Annotated in this window: 18 protein-coding genes and 2 tRNA genes (1 of these 20 only partly in view); 11 read left to right on the plus strand and 9 right to left on the minus strand. The window is 69.9% G+C overall.

What is annotated here, in order from left to right; genetic code table 11:
• Window positions 1-154: 154 nt before the first annotated feature.
• Genes eno through ACWPXE_RS30890 form a run of 4 tightly spaced genes read left to right on the plus strand, consistent with a single transcriptional unit; the run spans window position 155 to window position 4,347 of the window.
• On the plus strand, window positions 155-1,432 hold the full coding sequence (eno, locus tag ACWPXE_RS30875; RefSeq protein ID WP_454020875.1) for a phosphopyruvate hydratase: 1,278 nt from the start codon (window positions 155-157) through the stop codon (window positions 1,430-1,432).
• 38 nt (window positions 1,433-1,470) lie between these two features.
• On the plus strand, window positions 1,471-1,647 hold the full coding sequence (locus ACWPXE_RS30880) for a hypothetical protein (protein WP_454020876.1): 177 nt from the start codon (window positions 1,471-1,473) through the stop codon (window positions 1,645-1,647).
• Window positions 1,644-3,119, plus strand: a complete 1,476-nt coding sequence (locus ACWPXE_RS30885; protein ID WP_454020877.1) for a bifunctional enoyl-CoA hydratase/phosphate acetyltransferase — start codon at window positions 1,644-1,646, stop codon at window positions 3,117-3,119. The genes ACWPXE_RS30880 and ACWPXE_RS30885 overlap by 4 nt, the downstream gene beginning before the upstream one ends.
• A 10-nt stretch (window positions 3,120-3,129) precedes the next feature.
• Window positions 3,130-4,347, plus strand: a complete 1,218-nt coding sequence (locus ACWPXE_RS30890; RefSeq protein WP_454020878.1) for an acetate/propionate family kinase — start codon at window positions 3,130-3,132, stop codon at window positions 4,345-4,347.
• A gap of 9 nt (window positions 4,348-4,356) precedes the next feature.
• Here the strand turns inward: ACWPXE_RS30890 and ACWPXE_RS30895 are convergent, their stop codons facing one another.
• The 7 genes from ACWPXE_RS30895 to gap form a co-directional block, all read right to left on the minus strand.
• Entirely contained in the window at window positions 4,357-5,148 is a 792-nt protein-coding gene (locus tag ACWPXE_RS30895; RefSeq protein ID WP_454020879.1) for an alpha/beta fold hydrolase, read from the minus strand.
• Window positions 5,149-5,419: 271 nt separating this feature from the next.
• On the minus strand, window positions 5,420-6,184 hold the full coding sequence (gene kduD / locus ACWPXE_RS30900) for a 2-dehydro-3-deoxy-D-gluconate 5-dehydrogenase KduD (protein ID WP_237907899.1): 765 nt from the start codon (window positions 6,182-6,184) through the stop codon (window positions 5,420-5,422).
• Window positions 6,185-6,215: 31 nt separating this feature from the next.
• The gene (gene kduI / locus ACWPXE_RS30905; RefSeq protein ID WP_188263232.1) at window positions 6,216-7,052 is read right to left on the minus strand and encodes a 5-dehydro-4-deoxy-D-glucuronate isomerase; all 837 of its coding nucleotides are present in this window, start codon (window positions 7,050-7,052) and stop codon (window positions 6,216-6,218) included.
• 51 nt (window positions 7,053-7,103) lie between these two features.
• Window positions 7,104-7,856, minus strand: a complete 753-nt coding sequence (locus ACWPXE_RS30910) for a GntR family transcriptional regulator (RefSeq protein ID WP_454020880.1) — start codon at window positions 7,854-7,856, stop codon at window positions 7,104-7,106.
• A gap of 137 nt (window positions 7,857-7,993) precedes the next feature.
• Complete coding sequence (kdgT, locus tag ACWPXE_RS30915; RefSeq protein ID WP_454020881.1) at window positions 7,994-9,028, minus strand: 2-keto-3-deoxygluconate transporter; 1,035 nt, start codon at window positions 9,026-9,028, stop codon at window positions 7,994-7,996.
• Window positions 9,029-9,234: 206 nt separating this feature from the next.
• Complete coding sequence (locus ACWPXE_RS30920) at window positions 9,235-9,606, minus strand: hypothetical protein (protein ID WP_454020882.1); 372 nt, start codon at window positions 9,604-9,606, stop codon at window positions 9,235-9,237.
• 198 nt (window positions 9,607-9,804) lie between these two features.
• Window positions 9,805-10,827: a type I glyceraldehyde-3-phosphate dehydrogenase gene (gene gap / locus ACWPXE_RS30925; protein ID WP_454020883.1), complete on the minus strand. Its 1,023-nt coding sequence runs from the start codon at window positions 10,825-10,827 to the stop codon at window positions 9,805-9,807.
• 313 nt (window positions 10,828-11,140) lie between these two features.
• On the opposite strand from gap, the gene ACWPXE_RS30930 reads away from it, so the two are divergent.
• The 3 genes from ACWPXE_RS30930 to ACWPXE_RS30940 all read left to right on the plus strand — a co-directional run bounded on the left by ACWPXE_RS30930 (window position 11,141) and on the right by ACWPXE_RS30940 (window position 13,814).
• The gene (locus ACWPXE_RS30930; protein ID WP_454020884.1) at window positions 11,141-13,486 is read left to right on the plus strand and encodes a mechanosensitive ion channel domain-containing protein; all 2,346 of its coding nucleotides are present in this window, start codon (window positions 11,141-11,143) and stop codon (window positions 13,484-13,486) included.
• 135 nt (window positions 13,487-13,621) lie between these two features.
• Window positions 13,622-13,708 (plus strand) — tRNA-Leu (locus ACWPXE_RS30935).
• Between the two features lie 30 nt (window positions 13,709-13,738).
• Window positions 13,739-13,814, plus strand: a tRNA-Ala gene (locus ACWPXE_RS30940).
• 87 nt (window positions 13,815-13,901) lie between these two features.
• Here the strand turns inward: ACWPXE_RS30940 and ACWPXE_RS30945 are convergent.
• Complete coding sequence (locus ACWPXE_RS30945; RefSeq protein ID WP_454020885.1) at window positions 13,902-14,366, minus strand: DUF4126 family protein; 465 nt, start codon at window positions 14,364-14,366, stop codon at window positions 13,902-13,904.
• 13 nt (window positions 14,367-14,379) lie between these two features.
• Window positions 14,380-15,852, minus strand: coding sequence for an aldehyde dehydrogenase family protein (locus tag ACWPXE_RS30950; RefSeq protein WP_454020886.1), 1,473 nt, complete (start codon window positions 15,850-15,852; stop codon window positions 14,380-14,382).
• A gap of 63 nt (window positions 15,853-15,915) precedes the next feature.
• Between ACWPXE_RS30950 and crtI the strand changes: the two genes are divergently transcribed.
• The 4 genes in view from crtI to ACWPXE_RS30970 are tightly spaced (at most 29 nt apart) and all read left to right on the plus strand, a layout consistent with a single transcriptional unit that may run on beyond the window.
• Window positions 15,916-17,469 (plus strand): phytoene desaturase family protein, encoded by a 1,554-nt coding sequence (gene crtI / locus ACWPXE_RS30955; RefSeq protein WP_454020887.1) that lies wholly within the window; start codon window positions 15,916-15,918, stop codon window positions 17,467-17,469.
• Window positions 17,466-19,007, plus strand: a complete 1,542-nt coding sequence (locus ACWPXE_RS30960) for a phytoene desaturase family protein (protein ID WP_454020888.1) — start codon at window positions 17,466-17,468, stop codon at window positions 19,005-19,007. Before crtI ends, ACWPXE_RS30960 begins: the two co-directional genes overlap by 4 nt.
• A 29-nt stretch (window positions 19,008-19,036) precedes the next feature.
• Window positions 19,037-19,840 (plus strand): lysophospholipid acyltransferase family protein, encoded by an 804-nt coding sequence (locus ACWPXE_RS30965; protein ID WP_454020889.1) that lies wholly within the window; start codon window positions 19,037-19,039, stop codon window positions 19,838-19,840.
• Window positions 19,840-20,566, plus strand: partial view of a glycosyltransferase gene (locus ACWPXE_RS30970; RefSeq protein ID WP_454020890.1) — the 5' portion only. The gene runs 425 nt beyond the window's last position; the window shows 727 of its 1,152 coding nt (coding positions 1-727); the start codon lies at window positions 19,840-19,842; the stop codon falls past the right edge of the window. The genes ACWPXE_RS30965 and ACWPXE_RS30970 overlap by 1 nt, the downstream gene beginning before the upstream one ends.

The raw sequence follows: 20,566 nt of genomic DNA on the forward strand, positions 1-20,566 counted from the left end.
CTCCCCTCCCCCCGCTGACGCAGGGGAGGGGACAACTCCCTCTCCTGCGAAGCGGGGAGGGAAGGGGCCCGCGGCGAAGCCGTGGGAAGGGTGGGGCTCCGCCGCGACCACCTCCCCACAAAATCCACCCTCCAGATCAAGGTCCACCCTCCCCATGAGCGCCATTACCGAAATCCACGCCCGCGAGATCCTCGACAGCCGTGGGAACCCGACCGTCGAGGTGGACGTCCTGCTCGAATCCGGCGCCTTCGGCCGCGCCGCCGTTCCGTCGGGCGCCTCGACCGGCGCGCACGAGGCGGTGGAGCTGCGCGACGGCGACAAGTCCCGCTACGGCGGCAAGGGCGTGCTGAAGGCCGTGGAGTCGGTCAACGGCGAGATCTTCGACGCCATCGCCGGCCTCGACGGCTCCAACCAGCGTGCCCTCGACCTCGCCATGATCGAGCTGGACGGCACCCCCAACAAGGGCCGGCTCGGCGCCAACGCCATCCTCGGCGTCTCGCTCGCCGTCGCCAAGGCGTCCGCGGAAGAGGCCGCCCTGCCGCTGTTCCGCTACGTCGGCGGCGCGTTTGCCAACCTGCTGCCGGTGCCGATGATGAACATCATCAACGGCGGCGCCCACGCCGACAACCCGATCGACATCCAGGAGTTCATGGTCATGCCGGTCGGCGCCGAGAACGGCGCCGAGGCCATCCGCATGGGCTCGGAGATCTTCCAGGCGCTCAAGAAGAAGCTCAAGGACGCCGGCCACAACACCAACGTCGGCGACGAGGGCGGCTTCGCCCCCAACCTCGCCTCGACCGAGGACGCGCTGGGCTTCGTCATGAAGGCCATCGAGGCCGCCGGCTACAAGCCGGGCGACGACGTCATGCTGGCCATCGACGCCGCCTCGACCGAGTTCTTCAAGAACGGGAAGTACGAGCTGGCCGGCGAGGGCAAGTCGCTGGCGCCGGAGCAGATGGTGTCCTACTGGGCCGATCTGGTCGGCCGCTACCCGATCATCTCGATCGAGGACGGCATGGCGGAGGACGACTGGGAGGGCTGGAAGGCGCTGACCGACGCCATCGGCAACAAGGTGCAGCTGGTCGGCGACGACCTGTTCGTGACCAACCCGGCGCGTCTGGCCGATGGCATCCGGAAGGGCGTGGGCAACTCGATCCTGGTCAAGGTCAACCAGATCGGCACGCTGTCGGAGACGCTGGAGGCCGTGGACATGGCGCACAAGGCCGGCTACACGGCGGTTCTGTCGCACCGTTCGGGCGAGACCGAGGACAGCACCATCGCCGATCTGGCGGTCGCCACCAACTGCGGCCAGATCAAGACCGGCTCGCTGTCGCGCTCCGACCGGCTGGCCAAGTACAACCAGCTGATCCGCATCGAGGAGATGCTCGGCGCAGCATCCCGCTTCGCCGGACGCGGCATCCTCAAGGCGTAACGGCCCCGTAACAGGCGGCTGCGGCAAAGTGTCCGGTGATGCCGGATTTGCTGCGCCGCACCGCCTTTTCCGCTAATATATCAGTACACAAAAAGACGCTCACAGAAGAAGACGGCAAGACGCGCTTCCCCTTTCAGCAAGGCGCGCGCCGGGAGGGATCGGCTGAAACGGGCAGCATCATGCCTATTTCTCTTATCCGGAGTGTTCTGCAATGACTGCCAATGGTGAAACCAGCGGCGACCTCCCTGCGGCCCCTGTTGACGCGGCCCCGATCGAGAACGTCACCTTCGACGAGATCGTGGTCGGGCAGTCCGCCAGCATCGCGCGGCAACTGACCGTGATGGACGTCGAGCTGTTCGCCACCGTCTCCGGCAACATCGATCCGGTTCATCTGGACGCGAAATTCGCCGCCGACAGCCGCTTTCAAAAGGTGATCGGCCACGGCATGTGGTCCGGCGCGCTGATCTCCGGCGTGCTGGGGACCCGGCTGCCCGGCGCCGGCACCGTCTACGCCGGCCAGGACCTGCGCTTCCGCCGCCCGGTCGGGCTGGGCGACGTCGTCACCGCCACCGTCACCGTGCGCGAGAAGCAGGCCGACAAGAACATCGTCGTCTTCGACTGCCTGTGCACCAACCAGGACGGCGAGGTCGTGGTGACCGGCACCGCGGAGGTGGTGGCGCCGACCCGCAAGGTCCGCCGCGCCGCCCACGCGCTGCCGCAGATCCAGATGATCCGCCACGACAAGCACGACGCGCTGCTGCGCAAGTGCGACGGGCTGGAGCCGGTCGCCACGGCGGTCGCCCATCCCTGCGACGAAAGCTCGCTGAAGGGCGCGGTGGAGGCGGCGGAAGCCGGCCTGATCGACCCCATCCTGATCGGCCCGGCGGCAAAGATCCGTGCGCTGGCTGTCGCCCATGGGCTGGACATCGCCCGCTACCGTCTGGTCGATGTCGAGCACAGCCATGCCGCCGCCGCCGCGGCCGTCGCCCTGGCCCGCAGCGGCGAGGCCGAGGCGGTGATGAAGGGCAGCCTGCACACCGACGAACTGATGGGCGAGGTCGTCCGCAAGGAAACCGGCCTGCGCACCAGCCGCCGCATCAGCCACGTCTTCGTGATGAACGTGCCCACATACCCGCGGGCGCTGCTGATCACCGACGCGGCGATCAACATCTACCCGACGCTGGAGGACAAGGTCCACATCGTCCAGAACGCCATCGACCTTGCCAAGGTCCTGGGCGTCGAGACGCCGCGCGTCGCCATCCTTTCGGCGGTGGAAACGCTCAACCCGAAGATCGCCACCACGCTGGAAGCCGCCGCACTCTGCAAAATGGCCGACCGCGGCCAGATCACCGGCGGTATCCTCGACGGCCCGCTGGCCTTCGACAACGCCATCAGCGCCGAGGCCGCGCGCATCAAGGGCATCAAATCCCCGGTGTCCGGACAGGCCGACATCCTGCTCGTCCCCGACCTGGAAGCCGGCAACATGCTGGCCAAGCAGCTCTCCTTCCTCGCCAACGCCGACGCTGCGGGCATCGTTCTGGGAGCGCGGGTTCCGGTCATCCTGACCAGCCGCGCCGACAACGTCCGCACCCGCCTCGCCTCCTGCGCCGTGGCGGCGCTGGTGGCCGCCGCGCGCCGTCCCGCCCTCGCGCTCAACGCCGCCGCCACCCCTCTGGCTGCGGAGTGAGGATCACACCATGTCGCACCGTGACGCCTGTCTCGTCATCAACGCGGGCTCCTCCAGCCTGAAATTCTCCGTCTTCTGCGGCGCCGGAAGGAGCGATCTGGAGGCCGTCCTGACCGGCCAGATCTCCGGCATCGGCACCGCCCCGCGCTTCGAGGCGAAGGACGCGGCCCGCCACGTCCTGGCCGACGGCATCCTGGACGAGGTCGGTCCCGGCGACCGCGCCGGGCTGCTCGGCTTCCTGCTGACCTGGATGCGGCAAGAGCTGCGCGACGTGCGGCTGGTCGCCGCCGGCCACCGGGTCGTGCATGGCGGCACCCGCTTCGACGCGCCGGTCCGGCTGACCCCGGCGGTGCTGGCGGAGCTGGAGGCCCTGGTGCCGCTGGCCCCGCTGCACCAGCCGCACAACATCGCGGCGATGACCGCGCTGGCCGAGGTCTATCCGGAGCTGCCGCAGGTCGCCTGCTTCGATACTGCCTTCCACAGCACGCGGCCCTGGCAGGCCCAGATGTTCGCCCTGCCGCGCGAGCTGACCGACGAGGGCGTGCGGCGCTACGGCTTCCACGGCCTGTCCTACGAGTACATCGCCCAGCGCCTGCCGCAGATCGCGCCGGAGCTGGCCGAGGCCCGCGTCGTCGTCTGCCATCTCGGCAGCGGGTCCAGCCTGTGCGGCATGCGCGCGGGCCGCAGCGTCGACACCACCATGGGCTTCACCGCGCTAGACGGCCTGCCGATGGGCACGCGTCCCGGCGTCCTCGACCCCGGCGTGCTGATCTATCTGATGCGCGAGAAGGGCATGGGACCCGACGAGCTGGAGCGGCTGCTCTACCACAAGTCCGGGTTGCTCGGCGTGTCCGGCGTGTCCAACGACATGCGCGCCCTGCTGGACAGCGAGAACCCGCAGGCGGCGGAGGCGGTGGAGCTGTTCTGCTTCCAGGTCGCCAAGCAGGCGGCGGGGTTGGCAGCCTCCATGGGCGGGCTGGACGCGGTGGTCTTCACCGCCGGCGTCGGCGAGAACTCCGCCCCGGTGCGGGCGCGGGTGGCGGAGAAGCTGGGCTGGCTCGGCGTTCACCTCGACGGGGCGGCGAACCGCGCGCGGGCCACGCGCATCTCGGCCGCCGACAGCCGCGTCCCAGTCTTCGTCATCCCCACCGACGAGGAGCGGATGATCGCCAGCCACACGCTGGGCATCCTGGCGCACAGCGCGGTGCTGTCGCCCCTGGCGGCCTGAGCGGACGCCTCAAAGTCCGTCCAGAAAGCTCCGGATCGCGTCGACGACGAGCGTTTCCTGTTCGCGGTGCGGCACATGGCCGGTGTCGGGGAGAAGCCTTGCGGCTCCCCGCCCGGCCGCGATGCGTTCGGGGTGGGCGCTGGAGCCGTACTCGTCGCGGTCGCCGTGCAGGGCCAGAACCGGGCAGCGCACCGCCGCCAGGGCCCAGTCCAGGGTCCAGTCGGCGAAGGCGGGCGACAGCCACGTCTCCGTCCAGGCGTCCAGGACCCAGCGCGCCCTGTCGCTATGATACCGCGCCAGACGCGCGACGTTGGCGGGGTCCTGGAAGTCGCGCTTGGCGTCGCGGATGCCGGCAAGCGTCCTCTCTTCCACGAAGGCCTGTGCGGCGATGGTCACGAGGGCGCGGCAGCGCTCGGGAAAACGCGCCGCCGTCTCGACGGCCATGCCGCCCCCGACGCTGTGCCCACAGGCGACGAACTCCGTCACGCCGAGCTGGTCGCACAGCGGCGGGATGCTGTCCCGCGCCTCCGCGGCGACGAAATCCAGAGCGAGTTGGCCCGGATGGGGGGCGGAGCGCCCGAAGCCGAGCCGGTCGTAGGCGATGACGCGGCGGTTCGTCTCGCTCGCCAGCCGCTGTGGGAAGCCGCGCCACAAGTCCACGCTGCCGAGGGAGTCGTGGAAGAGGATGATCGGCGCGGCAATGGCGGAGTCTGGAGTCCAGCTCTTCGCGAAGAGGGCGCCTTTCGCGGTCCGGATCGTCCATTCGGTTTCGGCTACAGGGGCTTCGTTTGGCGTCGGCATGGCGGGTGGCGTTGCGGTCCTGGGGACATCCGTTATGCCGTGAAGCGCCGAGCAACGCTCGTGGAAACGTATCGGCGTTGCCCTTGCCCCCTTCCTGACCCTCCCCCGCTGCGCAGGGGAGGGGACTGCCGCCGCTTCGCAAAAGGCACCCTCTCCCGCGAAGCGGGGGAGGGCCGGGGTGGGGGCAATGTCCAACCCGAACCGCCACACGAAAAAGCCGGGCGCATCGCAGACGCCCGGCTTTTTTCACTCAAACGGAACCAACCCCGCCTCAGCGGGCGAGCCAGCCGCCGTCCACCGGCAGGACCGTGCCGTGGATGTAGTCCGACGCGTCGGAGGCCAGGAACACCGCCGGGCCGCCCATGTCGGAGGGAACGCTCCAACGGCCCGCCGGGATGCGGCCCAGGATCTCCGCGCTGCGCTGCTCGTCGGCGCGGATCGCTGCCGTGTTGTTGGTGGCGACGTAGCCCGGCGCGATGGCGTTCACGTTGATGCCCTTGCCCGCCCATTCGTTGGCGAGCAGGCGGGTGATGCCAGCGACGCCGCTCTTGGAGGCGGTGTAGGAGGGCACGCGGATGCCGCCCTGGAAGGACAGCATGGACGCGATGTTGATGATCTTGCCCTTGCGACCCTGGCCGATGGCGTAGCGGCCGAAGGCTTGGCAGAGGAAGAACACCGTCTTGATGTTGATGTTCATCACGAGGTCCCAGTCGGCCTCGGTGAAGTCCACGGCGTCGGCGCGGCGGATCAGCCCGGCGTTGTTCACCAGGATGTCCAGCCCGCCGAAGGTGCCCACCACCTCCTCCACCAGACCCTGCACCGGGGCGATGCTGGTCAGGTCGGCGGACATGCCGTGGAACCGGCGGCCGGCGGCCTCCACCAGGGACTTGGTCTCGTCCAGCGGCACCACGTCAACGGCGGCGATGTCGGCGCCGGCCTGGGCCAGCGCCACGGCGATGCCCTGGCCGATGCCGGTGTGGGCGCCGGTCACCAGGGCGACCTTGCCGGTGAGATCGAAGGGATGTGCCTGAGCCATTGTCTTGCTCCTTATTCTTGGCGTCCGGGGATCAGCGCAGGTCTTCCATGGGGATGAAGTCCATGTCGGTGAAGTCCTGGTTGTCGCCGGCCATGGCCCAGATGAAGGTGTAATTGCGGGTGCCGACGCCGGAGTGGATCGACCAGCTCGGCGAGATCACCGCCTGCTCATTGGCGACGACGACGTGGCGCGTCTCGGACGGCTCGCCCATGAAGTGGAAGACGCGGGCCGGCTCCGGCAGGTCGAAGTAGAAATAGACCTCGCAGCGGCGGTCGTGCGTGTGGCACGGCATCGTGTTCCACATGTTGTTCGGCTTCAGCACGGTCATGCCGAGCACGAGCTGCGCGGTGCGGCAGACGTCCGGATGGATCATCTGATAGATGGTGCGCTCGTTCGACTGGGCCGGATCGCCCATGTGAACGGCCTTGGCCTGCTCGATGGAGATCTTCATCGTCTCGAAGCGGGCGTGGGCCGGGGCGCTGTTCAGGTAGAACTTCGCCGGGTTGGCCGGGTCCAGGCTCTCGAAACGGACGTCCAGGCTGCCCATGGTGATGTAGAGGCAGTCGCGCGGGGCCAGCTCGAACACCGCGCCGTCCACCGTGATGCGGCCCGGGCCGCCGACGTTGACGGCGCCTAGCTCGCGCCGGTCGAGGAAGTTGGCCGAACCGATGGCCTTGGCCGATTCCAGCTTCAGCGGGCCGGACACCGGCATGGCGCCGCCGACCACGAAGCGGTCGATGTGGCTGTAGGTGAGGACGATGTCGTCCGCCTCGAAGATGGACGGGACGAGGAAATGGTCGCGCAGCTTGGTGGTGTCGTAGTTGCGGACGTCATCCTGGTGTGACGCGTGCCGGACGGTGATCTTCATGGCGGTATCCTCGTTTGTGTTTTTCGGGGGCCTGGGCGGCGGAATTAGGGGTCAGGGACCAGTGAAGAAGAACGGGTTCGCCCCCTGGGCCTGGGGGATCGAGGTCAGCAGGCCGTCGAGGTGGACGGCCATGCGGTCGGCGGCCAGGGCCGGGTCGGCGTCGGCGATGGCGTCCACGATCGCCGCGTGCTCGGCCAGCACATGGGTGAGGCGCCCCGGCTCCGGCAGGGTCAGGCGGCGGTAGCGGTCCACCTGCACCTTCACCTGTTGCGCCATGCTCCACAGGCCGGGATAGCCGGCGATCTCGGCGATCAGGGCGTGGAACCGTTCGTCGGCTTCGTGGAAGGCGTTGAGGTCACCGTCCTCCACCGTCTCCTGCTGGAGCAGCAGATTGGCGCGCAGGCCGGCGATCTGGCTGCCGGTGGCGCGCTGCGCCGCGTAGCGGACGGCGGTACCCTCCAGCGAAGTGCGAATGACGATGGCCTCGGGGAGGGCGTTGACCGGAATGCGGGCGACGAAGGTGCCGACCTGCGGGAAGATCTCGATCAGCCCCTCGTCGGCCAGCCGTTGCAGCGCCTCGCGCACCGGGGTGCGGCTGACGCCGAAGGCTTCGGCGATGTGCTTCTCGACGATGGGCTCGCCCGGATTGCGGCGCATCTCCACGATCTCGGCGCGCAGCGACCGGTGGATCGCCGCCATGGTGGAGGCACCCCGCGCCGGCCCGCGGGAGGGCTTCACCGCGCTCCGCTGGGGGGCGGGGCGGTCGCTGCTGGCGTCGGGAGTCGGGGTGGTCGGCATGTCCATGGCTGCACCTGTGTCGCCGGCTCGGCCGGTCCTACGAAAGCATATTAGTATATCAGTGCCGCGGTGCAAGCCGGAAATCGCGGGGTCCGCAATCTCCGGCTTTTGCCTGGGATGAAGCGGCGCTCAGCCGGGCGCCGTCACTCGGCGGGGGCGGGCTGGGCCGGCAGGGGTTGCGCCTCGGTGGTCTCTTGGGCGGCCTTCTGGGCGGCGAGGTAGCGCGGGGAGAGGACGCCGAACCGGCGGGCCCACCAGGCGGTCAGGATCGGGGTGAGCAGCGAGGTGACGACGACGCTGGTGGCGACCAGGGCGGTGGCGGCCGGGGCGCTCGGCGCGAAGCTCGGCTCGATGGAGGCGATGATCGGCGGGACCGTCACGGCCGCGCCGGCGGTGGAGGCGGCGCCGATGCCGGCGGTGCCGTTGCCCTTGGCCAGCAGGACGTCGGCGACGACCAGCGTGAAGCCGGTGATGGCGATGACCGAGAGGCCGAGGACGATGCCGAGCAGGCCCGTGTTCAGGATGACCGCGAAGTTCAGGTTGTTGCCGAGCGCAAAGGCGAAGAAGGGCACCATCACCGGCACGGCCTGACCGAAGAACTTGCGGAACTCCTGGTCCAGGTTGCCGAGCGCGAAGCCGATCAGGAAGGGCAGCAGCGCGCCGACCATGGTCTGCCAGGGGAAGGCGGCCAGACCGGCCAGACCCAGCGTCGCCATCGTCATGAAGGGGCCGGATTCCAGGCACATCAGGCAGAAGGCGCCGGATTCCTCCTTGGTGCCGTACTGCTGCATCAGCGCCATGTACATGCCGCCGTTGGTGTCGTTCATGGCGGCGATGATCGCCAGCACCGACAGGCCGGTGAAGAAGCCGGACGAGACGCCCTCGTGCGGGATGAACCAGGAGGCGACGATGCCCATGGTGGCGGCGGTGAGGATCTTCACGGTGACGAGCACGCCGCTCTTGCGCAGGACCAGCGGGGTGGCCTTCAGGCTGATGCTGGCGCCGATGCAGAAGAACCAGACGGACAGGATCGGCAGGGTGCCGGTGATCAGGCCGTTGGTGAAGGACCCGAAGAACTTGCCCGTGTTCGGCGCGAAGGTGTTCAGGCAGGCGCCGAGGAACAGGGGAAGGATCATCATCCCACCGGGGATGCGGTCGATCCGGGATTTGATGTTCATAGTCGGTACTCCTGGGGCGGTCCGACTGGGCCGTCGATGGAAAGTCCGGGAAAAGTCCGGGGTGGTGGTTGCCGATTGCGGCGCAGGAAGGGGGAGCATGCCGCGCATCCCCTGCGGGGGCGGTGCTGGTCCAGTGGCCGTCGGGCCTGACCAAGGATCGCGCCGTCGATGGAGTGAATACTAGTATATCAGCACTGAGAGGCAAGTCAGGAGAACTGCGTATCCCGTCGGATGACACTCTGTCGCAGGTCGTGGGGTGACGGCTCGGCGCGGCCGTTCCCGTGCGCCGGAAGCGCCGCCGCCGTGTCGGAAAGTGCAAGCGTGGCAACGGCTTGCAGCGCCTCGTGGACGCGGTGGTAGGCGGCTTCGATGCGCTGGATGGACTGTTCGCCACCGTCCAGCCGGGCGGTTTCCCGGAAGAGGGCGAGGGCGGTGCGGCCGAAATCCTCGAAGCGCACTTGCAGGCCGTGGTCGTCCAGGGCGAAGACCGGCGTGGTCAGGAAGGCCCGCCGCAGGGTGTCGGCGTCGCGCTCCAGGGCGGCGATGCGCTCGGTCGGCAGGTCGGAGGTCCGGGGCATGCCACGGCTCCTTCAAAGGGTGTTTTCAAAAGGGCAGGTTTTGGAAACTGATATTTTAGTTTTTGGCATTGGAAACCGTTTTGTCCCCACCCCGGCTCTCCCCCGCTACGCAGGGGAGGGGACTGCCGCCACTTCGCAGGATTCTCCCTCCCCTGCAAAGCGGGGGAGGGCCGGGGTGGGGGGAATGCGGCTCCGTCCTTACTTGGCGTTGGCCATGGCGACGGCGGTGTCGCTCATGCGGTTGGAGAAGCCCCACTCGTTGTCGTACCAGGTCATGATGCGGACGAAGTTGCCGTCGATGACCTTGGTCTCGTTCAGCGCGAAGATCGAGCTGTGCGGGTCGTGGTTGAAGTCGGTGGACACCAGATCCTCGGTGTAGGCGCCCAGGATGCCCTTGAGCGGGCCGTTGGCGGCCTCGGCGATCGCCTTGGTGATCTCCTCCACCGAGGTGGCGCGCTTGGCGGTGAACTTGAAGTCGACCACCGAGACGTTCGGGGTGGGCACGCGCATGGCGGTGCCGTCCAGCTTGCCCTTCAGCTCCGGCAGGACCTTGCCCACCGCCTTGGCCGCACCGGTCGAGGTCGGGATCATGTTCAGCGCCGCGGCGCGGGCGCGGTGCAGGTCCTTGTGGTTGGTGTCGACGATGCGCTGATCCCCCGTGTAGGAGTGGATCGTCGTCATGAAGCCCTTCTCGATGCCGATCAGGTTGTTCAGCACGAAGGCCACCGGGGCCAGGCAGTTCGTCGTGCACGACGCGTTCGAGACGATGCGGTGATCGGCCTTGAGCTGGTCGTGGTTGACGCCGTAGACCACCGTGATGTCCTCGTCGGTGGCCGGGGCGGAGATCAGCACCTTCTCCGCACCCGCTTCCAGATGCTTGGCGGCGTCGGCGCGCTTGGTGAAGATGCCCGAGCATTCCATGGCGATCTGGATGCCCAGATCCTTCCACGGCAGCTTGGCCGGGTCACGCTCCTGCACGACCTTGATCGAGTGGCCGTTGACGATCAGCTCGCCGCCCCCGTTCTCATTGATGCGGGTCTCGATCGTGCCGGGGAAACGGCCGTGGACGCTGTCGTACTTCAGCAGGTGGGCGTTGGCCTTGAGGTCGGCCAGGTCGTTGATCGCCACGACCTCCACGTCGTTGCGGCCGCTCTCGTAGATGGCCCGCAGAACCAGACGGCCGATGCGGCCAAAACCGTTGATCGCTACCTTCACGGACATGCTGTTCTCCGCTGGTGTTCGCGGCCCCGGACGGGATCGGGGGCGGCGCCGGCCAGGGCCGGTGGGAAAGGGGGGCGCCGGATCGGGCGGCCCGCCGCGCCAGGGCGCGGGCGCTTCCGGTCTTCGCTAAGATATATACTAGTATATTAGATTGGCGCGCAAGAGCGGAGGACGATGTGGCCGGTCTTCCGGACAAAATGTCGCGCTTGCTGCGTTGCAAGACAAACCGCGCCCGGCGCTGTTGGCCTGGGTTGGACCCGTGAACCGGACCGCTCCAAAGGTCTTTCCCGAGAACCGGAACCACCAGAGGACGATGACTTCCGACGACCGTGCCCCACGGCTTTCCGCCGTCCGCCTCCGCGCTCTGCGCGGCCTTCTCGCCCTCCTTCTCCTGCTGACCGCCGCGCTTGTGGGGATTGCGACCCCGGCGTCGGCCCAGATCCCGACGCCCGCCCCGCCGGCCCAGGCCGAGCCGGCGCCCAATCCGGAGGAGATCGCCCGCCTGCGCCAGACGCTGGAGGACCCGGAGCGCCGCGCCGCCCTGCTCGGCCAGCTCCGCGCCCTGGAGCAGGCGGAGGCCGCCACCGCGCCGGCGGAACCGGACGGGATCGGCACCCGCCTGCTCACCTTGTTGTCGAACCGGCTCGATGGGCTGGGGCAGGAGGCCGCGCTGGCCGGTGACGCCCTGCTGAACGCGCCACAGGGGCTGCATTGGCTGGAGCGACAGGTTTCCGACCCGGCGCAACGCGCCGCCTGGGGCTGGCTGGCCGCCGAGCTGGTGCTGGTGGTGGTGGTCGGGCAGGGCGCCCGGCTGATCGCCATCCGCACGCTGCGACGCCCGCGCGCGATGCTGGCGGCCCGGCCCATCCATTCCGCCATCGCCAAGGTGCCGCTGCTGCTGGTGCGGTCGCTGTTCGATCTGGCGCCCATCGTGGCCTTCGCCGCCGCCGGCTTCGGCGTGCTGGCGCTGTTCGACCCGCCGCCGGTGGTGCGGGTGCTGGGCGTCACCTTCCTCAACGCCAGCATCTTCGTGCAGATCGTGCTTCTGGTGGTCCGGGCGCTGCTCGCCCCAGCCTCGTCCAACCTGCGGCTGATCCCGATGAGCGACGGCTCGGCCCTGCGACTGCTGCGCTGGTGCCGGACCATCGCCATCACCACGCTCTACGGCATGTTCCTGGCCGAGGCGGCGCGGCGGCTCGGCCTGCCGGCACAGAGCCACAGCGCGCTGGTGACCCTGGTCGGTCTGGTCGTCGCCGTCATGCTGGCAGTGCTGGTGCTGCAGAGCCGGGAGGCGGTGGCCGCACGCCTGCGTGGCGGGATCGCGGCGGCGCAGCCGCTGTCCGACGTGGTGTCGCCGGTTCCGCCCGGACGGCGGGCCGCCGGGGCTGGGCGGATGCTGCGCGCCGCCGGCCGCCGCGTGGCCGATGTCTGGCACGCCATCGCCATCCTCTACATCATCGTCCTGTTCGGCATCTGGGCGCTGGAGATCAGCGGCGGGCTGCTGTTCGTGGTCCAGGCGACGGCGGTGACGCTGGTGGTCGCCGGGGGCGCGCGGCTGATCGGGCGCGGGATTACCCGCGTCGCCGCAGCGATCCTGGAGCGCATGGACCGTCGGAGGGGACACTCGGCCTGGGCGGCGGGGCGGCTGCGTCGCTACATCGCTCCCATCGCGCGGCTGCTGCACGGTGCGGTGGCCGTTCTGGGCGGGCTGGTGGTGCTGAACGCCTGGGGGTTGGATGTCTGGGGCTGGCTGCAGACGGCCATCGGCCTGCGCATCGTGGCGTCGGGCCTGTCGCTTCTTCTGGTCGGTGCCATCGCGCTCGGCGTGTGGGAGGTGACGAACGGGCTGATCGAGCGCCATCTGGCGACGACGGACCGCAACGGGCGGGCCATCCAGCGCAGCGCGCGGGTGCGCACCCTGCTGCCGCTGCTGCGCAGCGCCTTGCTGGTGGTCCTGCTGACGCTGGTCACGCTGATCACCCTGTCGGAGCTGGGGCTGAACATCGGGCCGCTGCTGGCCGGTGCCGGCGTGGTCGGCCTGGCCGTCGGCTTCGGCGCGCAGACCCTGGTCAAGGACGTCATCACCGGCCTGTTCATCCTGTTCGAGGACACCATCTCGGTCGGCGATGTGGTGAATGTCGGCGGCAAGGGCGGTCTGGTGGAGGGGATGAACATCCGCACCATCCGCCTGCGCGACTTCGACGGGACGGTGCACACCATCCCCTTCAGCGCGGTCACCAGCGTGTCGAACATGACGAAGGACTTCAGCTACTACGTGTTCGACGTCGCGATCCCCTATCACGAGAACGCCGACCGCGTGGTCTCCGTCCTGCACGGCATCGGCGACGAGCTGCGCAAGGACCCGCGCTTCGCGCCGCTGATCCTGGAGCCGCTGGAGGTGCTGGGCGTCGATTCCTTCCAGGAGTCCGCGGCGGTCATCAAGGCGCGCATCAAGACGCTGCCCATCCAGCAATGGAACGTCGGGCGGGAGTTCAACGGGCGCATGAAGGCGCGCTTCATCGAGCTGGGAATCGACTTCCCGCTGCCGCAACGCACCCTGCACATCGCCCGCGGTGCGGCGGAGGTGCTGGCCGGGATGGGGGCCGAGGCGGGGGCCGCCAACGCCGGCCGGATGCGCCACGCCGGGGCGGCGGAGTAGGGTGGCTGGACCAACCCCCTCGGCCTTGCAAAAAAGTGACGGGGCCATGTCGATTTCGCTTGAGCCCCGCCAGCGGCGCGGCTATATCAGCGCTCCCGCGTCGCCCCAAGGGATGCGGGACAAAGAGCAGACGATGCGCTTGTGGCGGAATTGGTAGACGCGCTAGGTTCAGGTCCTAGTGGCTGAAAGGCCGTGGGGGTTCGAGTCCCTCCAAGCGCACCAACACTTCTTGTGTTGGTCTGAGATTATAGTGGGGCCATAGCTCAGCTGGGAGAGCGCTACAATGGCATTGTAGAGGTCAGGAGTTCGATCCTCCTTGGCTCCACCATCATGAAGCCAGCAACCTTGACGGGTTGCTGGCTTTTCCCTTTTCAATGGCCCTTACCACCATCGGCAACAGAACCGAGTGGCCCGCTCATGCTGCGGCGGCGACCAGCAGAGCGACGGTCAGTGCCACGCCGTCCTCGATCAGCGCCGCCGGCCAATCGCGGCCGAAGGCGGCGGCCATGCGCCGGCGCGCCGCATAACCGAGAAGCGTGCCGACGACCGCGCCCAGCCCACCCGCGATCAGGCCAACACCCCAGACGCCGGCGTTCGCGCCAATGGCAGCGCCCGCGATGGCGCCGCCCACAATGCGGCTGGCGAAGGGGAAGGGGCGCTTGCGGCTGGGGGTGCTCGGCAGCTTGTCGGTGACCAGCTCTCCCACCGCCATCGCGGTGAAGACCCAGGGCGAGACGGGGTGGCCGAGGAAGAACAGCCAGCTTTCCGACAGGTCGAGCCAGCCGCCATAGGCGGCCCAGGAGACCGCCGCCGGCGCCAGCAGGGTGCGCGAACCGGCGACGGCGCCGATCAGGACGGCGAGAATCACGGCAGTCGTCACATTGGTCTCCGTGTCAGTCGCTCCGGCGGTCGCGCAGGGCTTTGAACAGGGTCCGGACTGCCCCGGCGCGGGTGCCGGGACCGCCATGGAGCAGGCGGAGCGCCGCCAGCATCAGCGCCGCGTCGCCGTCGCGCGGCGGGTCGGTGTGGGGAAGCCGCCGGCCGCGCCGCACCGAGACGGTCTTCACCCGCGTCATCTCCAGCAACCCCTCCGCCCCGCGGGTGACTCCCCAACCGCTGGCGCGGCGCCCCCCGAAGGGCAGGCGGGGGTCGGCGGTCGGCACGATCAGGTCGTTGACCGTCACCGTTCCGGCATCCAGCCGCCCGGCCAGCGCGCAGGCCTCCGCCTCCGGCCCGAAGACCGAGGCGCCGAGCGCGTAGGGGCTCGCGGCGGCGGCCTCCAGCGCTTCCTCCATGTCGCGGACGGGCACCAGAGACAGGATGGGGGCGAACAGCTCCTCGCGCAGCAGCGCCATGCCCGGCCGCGCGTCGGCCACGATCAGCGGCGCCATCGCCGGGTCGGCGTCCTCGGGCAGCGGACCAACCCGGCGGGCGCCCTCCGCCACCGCCGCGCGGACCAGCCCGACCAGCCGGCGCCGCACCGGCAGGGGCACCGCCGCCGGCGGGATCGCTGCCACGCTGCGCGTCAAGGAATGCTCCAGCTCGGCGGACAGGGCGCGCGGCACGAAGACCCGGCGCGGCGCGATGCAGGTGGCGGAGCCGTTGAGGCGCAGGCCGAAGGCCAACGCGCGGGCGACCGTGCCGAGGTCGGCCCCCGGCAGGACGAAGACCGCGTCGTTGCCCGACAATTCCATGGTGGAGGGCACCAGCCCGTCGGCGAGTTGGCGGGCCACCGCCCGGCCGGTGGCGGCCGATCCGGTCAGCACCAGCTTGTCAATGCCGGCGGTGATCGCGTCGGACACCGCGTCGGGGGATTCGTCGAGCAACTGGAACAGGCCGTCCGGCAGGCCAGCCTCGGCCAGCCAATCGGCCAACCGTTCCATCGGCGCGGAGCAGCCGGGCGCCGGCTTGACCAGCACGGCGTTCCCGGCGGTCAGCGCCTGAAGCGCCTGCACGCCCGGCAGCAGCAGCGGGTAGTTGGACGGGCCGACGATCAGAACGGTGCCGAACGGCTCCCGCCGCACCTCCGCCGTGACGCCGAACAGCCAGACCGGACGGCCGCGCGCCCCAAGGCGCCGCGGGCTCAGCAGCGCGTCGGCCTCGCGCTCCAGGAAGCGGCAGGCCTCGGCCAGCGGCAGGATCTCCGCGCTCAGGCTCTCGGCCGCGCTCCGTCCGGGGCGTGTCGCCAGTGTACGCACAAGATCCTCTGCATCCGCCGCGATGCGGCGGCGGATGTTCCGGATGAGGGGCAGTCTTTCGGCTGTATTGCCGCTGGCCCACGCCGCCCGCGCAGACGAAAATGGATCGCTGGTCCCGTTTGTCCAAGGGGTTACACCTGGAGAGGTGGGATTGTGGCTGTGATCCATTCTTGGTCCATGTTCGTAACTGCCTTCACACAAGTCGGCAGCTTGGGAGCGTTTGGCAAGCGGATGGAACGGCAAGTCGTGATCATTGGCGCTGGGCCGGGTGGATTGGCATCCGCGATGCTTCTGGCGCTCACCGGGGCGAAGGTCACCGTGCTGGAGCGGCAGGACCGCGTCGGCGGCCGGTCGGCCGGCTTTGCGCTCGACGGGTACCGCTTCGACAGCGGCCCGACCTTCTTCCTCTACCCTCGCATTCTGGAGGAGATCTTCGAGGCCTGCGGGCGCCGCCTGTCCGACGAGGTCGATCTGATCCGCCTGGATCCGCTCTACCGGCTGGTCTTCGAGGCCGGCGGGGAGTTGCGGGTCCAGGCCGACATGAAGGCCCTGATGGCGGAGATTGCCCGCCTCAACCCGCGCGACGCCCAGGGGCTGCCGCGTTTCCTGGCCGACAACCGGGCGAAGATGGAGCTGTTCCGCCCGATCCTGGAGAACGACTTCTCCAGCCCCTGGGCGCTGGCCTCGCTGCCGATGCTGAAGGCGCTGGGACGGCTTTCGCCGCAGCGCTCGGTCGACCGTGACCTGTCCCGTTACTTCCAAGACCCGCGCGTCCGCCTCGCCTTCTCCTTCCAGAGCAAGTATCTGGGCATGTCGCCCTTCCGCTGCCCCAGCCTGTTCACCATTCTCTCCTTCCTGGAGCACGAGCACGGCGTCTTCCATCCGCGCGGCGGCACCGAGGGGGTGATGGAGGCGATGCGGCGGGTGGCCGAGGACCTCGGCGTCACCGTGCGGCTGAACGAGACGGTGCGCCACATCCGCTTCCAAGGCCGCCGCGCCGTGGGGGTGCGGACGGAGGCCGGCGAGTATCCGGCCGACGCGCTGGTCATCAACGCCGACTTCGCCCGCGCGATGACGACCCTGGTGCCTGACGACCTGCGCCGCCGCTGGAGCGACGCCCGCATCGCCACCAAGAAATTCTCCTGCTCCACCTTCATGCTCTATCTCGGGATCGAGGGGCGGATGGAGGGGCTGGACCACCACACCGTCTATTTGGCGGAAGACTACGCTCGCAACCTCGCCGAGATCGAGGACGGCCGCGAGATGCCGCGCCGCCCGTCGATCTACGTGCAGAACGCCTGCGTGAGCGACCCGGATCTCGCCCCGCCCGGCGGCAGCACCCTCTACATCCTGGTGCCGGTCGGCCACCAGCGCGGCCACATCGACTGGGCGACCGAGGCGCCGCGCTACCGCCGTCTCGTGCTCGACCGGCTGGCCGGCTTCGGCCTGAGCGATCTGGAGCGCCGCATTCGGGCGGAGCGGGTGGTGACGCCGGCCGATTGGGACCGCCAGTTCGCGGTGCACCGCGGCGCCACCTTCAATCTGGCGCACAGCCTGGACCAGATGCTCCACCTGCGACCGCACAACCGGTTCGAGGATTTGGAAGGCGTCTATCTGGTGGGCGGCGGCACCCACCCCGGCAGCGGCCTGCCGGTGATCTTCGAAGGCGCGCGCATCACGTCGCGGCTGCTGGCCTCGGAGCTGGGCCTGCCGACGCCCTGGCGCAGCGAAACCATGGGACTGTCCGGCCTGCCCAAGCGGGCCGTAGCGGGGGGATTGGCATGACGGATCGGATCGCGGTGATCGGCGGCGGGCTGGGCGGGCTGGCGTCGGCGGTGGTGCTGGCGGCGCGCGGCCACAAGGTCTTGCTTCTGGAGAAGAACGGCTGGGTCGGCGGGAAGGCGGCGGTGCTGGAGGAGGGCGGCTTCCGCTTCGACATGGGGCCGACCATCCTGACGGTGCCGCGCGTCCTGCGCCGCATCCTGGCGGAGGCCGGCTGCGACCTCGACCGCGAGCTGGAACTGGTCCGGCTGGAGCCGCAATGGCGCTGCTTCTTCGACGACGGCACGGTGCTGGACCTGTCGGAGAACATCGGCGCGATGGCCGCGGAACTCGACCGGCTGACCCCCGGCCGCGGCGCGGGGGAGGGTTACCGCCGCTTCCAGGCGCTGTCGGAGCGTCTGCACGGCATTTCCGAACGTTTCTTCTTCTGGAAGTCGGTGGAGGATCTGGGCGACACGCTGAAATTCCGCGACAGCATGAACACCAGCACCCTGTCCGACGTGTTGGCGCTGCGCATGGGCAGCACGGTGGCCGGCACCATCCGCAGCCACGTCCCCGACGCCCGCGCCGCCCAGATGCTCGACCATTTCACCCAGTATGTCGGGTCCTCCCCCTACGGCTCGCCGGCGGTGCTCTGCGCCATCGCCCACATGCAGACCAACGACGGCGTCTGGTACCCGATGGGCGGCACCCGCGCCGTTCCGCTGGCGCTGGAGCGGGTGGCCCGCCGCCTCGGCGTCGAAATCCGCACCGGCACCGGCGTGCGCCGGCTGGAGGTGACGGACAGGCGCGTCACCGCCGTCGAGACCGAGGGCGGGGAGCGCATCCCGGTGTCGGCGGTGGTGTCCAACATGGATTCCGTCCGCACCTACGAGGAGCTGGTGGGCGGCGCCCCGGCCAAGCGCTTCCGCAAGCGCCGCCGCTACGAGCCGGCCTGTTCGGGCGTGGTCTTCTATCTCGGGCTCGACCGCGGCTACGATCATCTGCTGCACCACGACTTCGTCTTCTCCCGCGACCCGGCGGAGGAGTTCGACTGGATCTACCGCCGCGGCGAGCCGGCGCCCGACCCGACCTGCTACATCGCCGCCCCCGCCCGCACCGAGCCCGGCGTGGCGCCGCCGGGGGGCGAGGCGCTCTATGTGCTGGTCCACACCCCCTACCTGCGGCCACACCACGACTGGTCGCGGATGCTGCCGGACTACCGCCGCACCGTCTTCGACAAGCTGAAGCGCACCGCCGGCATGGCCGACCTGGAGGACCGCATCCGCGTCGAGCGCGTCCTGACCCCGCAGGACATCCACGACCGCTACCGCGTGCTGAACGGCGCCATCTACGGACTGGCCAGCCACGGCCGCTTCATGGGCGCCTTCAAGCCGGGCAACCGCTCACGCGACGTGGCGGGGCTGTATCTGGCCGGCGGGGCCGCCCATCCGGGGCCGGGCATGCCGATGGTGCTGATGTCCGGCTGGATCGCCGCCGACAGTCTGGACCAGGACCTCCGGAGCGGAACGCGCGACGGCGACCTGCGCGCCGTCGCCTGAGGGGCGGGGCGGGCATGCGGGATGATGGGTTGAACGACGATCCGGTTGCGCGGCGCTCGTCGGCGCTCTGCCGCTTCTTCGGCGCCGTCATGGCGCGGCGGATGCGGCGCGACTTCCACGCGGTGCGGCTGGCCCGGCCGGGCTGGCCGGACCTGCCGGCGGACCGGCCGGTGATCGTCTGCCTGAACCACCCATCCTGGTGGGACGCCGCTTTGCTGATCGTGATGGGGACCACCCGCTACCGCGACCGGCCGGGCTACGGCCCCATCGACGCGGCGATGCTGCGCCGCTACCGCTTCATGGCGCGCATCGGCCTGTTCGGGGTCGAGCCGGGCCGGGCGGGTGCTGCCGCCTTCCTGCGTCACGGCGGGCGCATTCTGGCCGACCCGCGGTCCATGCTGTGGATCACCGCGGAGGGCGCCTTCACCGACCCGCGCCGCCGCCCGGTCCGCCTGCGGCCGGGCATCGCCCATCTCGTCCGCCGCGCGCCGGAGGCTTTGGTGGTGCCGCTCGCCGTGGAATATCCGTTCTGGGACGAGAGCACGCCGGAGGCGCTGGCCCGCTTCGGCGAGCCCATGCCGGCATCCGACGTCGCCGGCCGGCCGGTGCCGGACATTGCCTCCGCGCTGGAACGAAGGCTGGAAACAACGATGGACGCGCTGGCGCTCGACGCGCAGAGCCGCGACCCGGCGCGCTTCCTGACGCTGATCGACGGCACGGCGGGGGTCGGCGGCGTCTACGACCTGTGGCGCTGGGCGCGCGCCTGGGTTGGGGGGCAACGCTTCACCCCCAAGCACGGTGACGCGCCGGACCAGAAAGGAATTCCCCGCTGATGCCCACCGTCACGTTGCTGGCCGCGCTGGCTCTGGCGCTCGCCCTGCTGCCGCTGGGGCTCGGCCTCGTGAATCTATGCCTCTACCGCCGCCCAAAGGCCGAGCCGCCGCTGGGCGCCGCCGTCAGCATCCTGATCCCCGCCCGCAACGAGGAGGCCACCATCGCCGCCGCGGTGCGGGCGGCGCTGTCAAACTGCGGCGTGACGGTGGAGGTGGTGGTGTTGGACGACCATTCCACCGACCGCACGGCGGCGATCGTCCGCGACCTCGCTGACCGCGACCCGCGCCTGCGGCTGGAGACGGCGCCACCGCTGCCGCCGGGCTGGTCGGGCAAGCAGCACGCTTGCCAGGCGCTCGCCGGGCTGGCGCGGCACCCGGTGCTGCTGTTCCAGGACGCCGACGTGCGGCTGGCTCCGGACGCCGCCCGGCTGGCCTGCGGCGCGCTGCTGGCGGGCAGGGTGGGGCTCGTCAGCGGCTTCCCGCGCCAGGAGACCGGCACCCTGGCCGAGGCGCTGGTGATCCCGCTGATCCATGTGCTTCTGCTCGGCTACCTGCCGATGGTGGGAATGCGCTGGTCGGGCAGCCCGGGTTTCGCCGCCGCCTGCGGCCAGCTGATTGCGGTGCGGCGGGACGCCTACGAGGCGTCCGGCGGCCACGCCGCCATCGCGACCTCGCTGCACGATGGGGTGACGTTGCCGCGCGCCTTCCGCCGCGCGGGCCAGGGGA

Source organism: Azospirillum sp. Marseille-Q6669 (genome assembly GCF_965111635.1).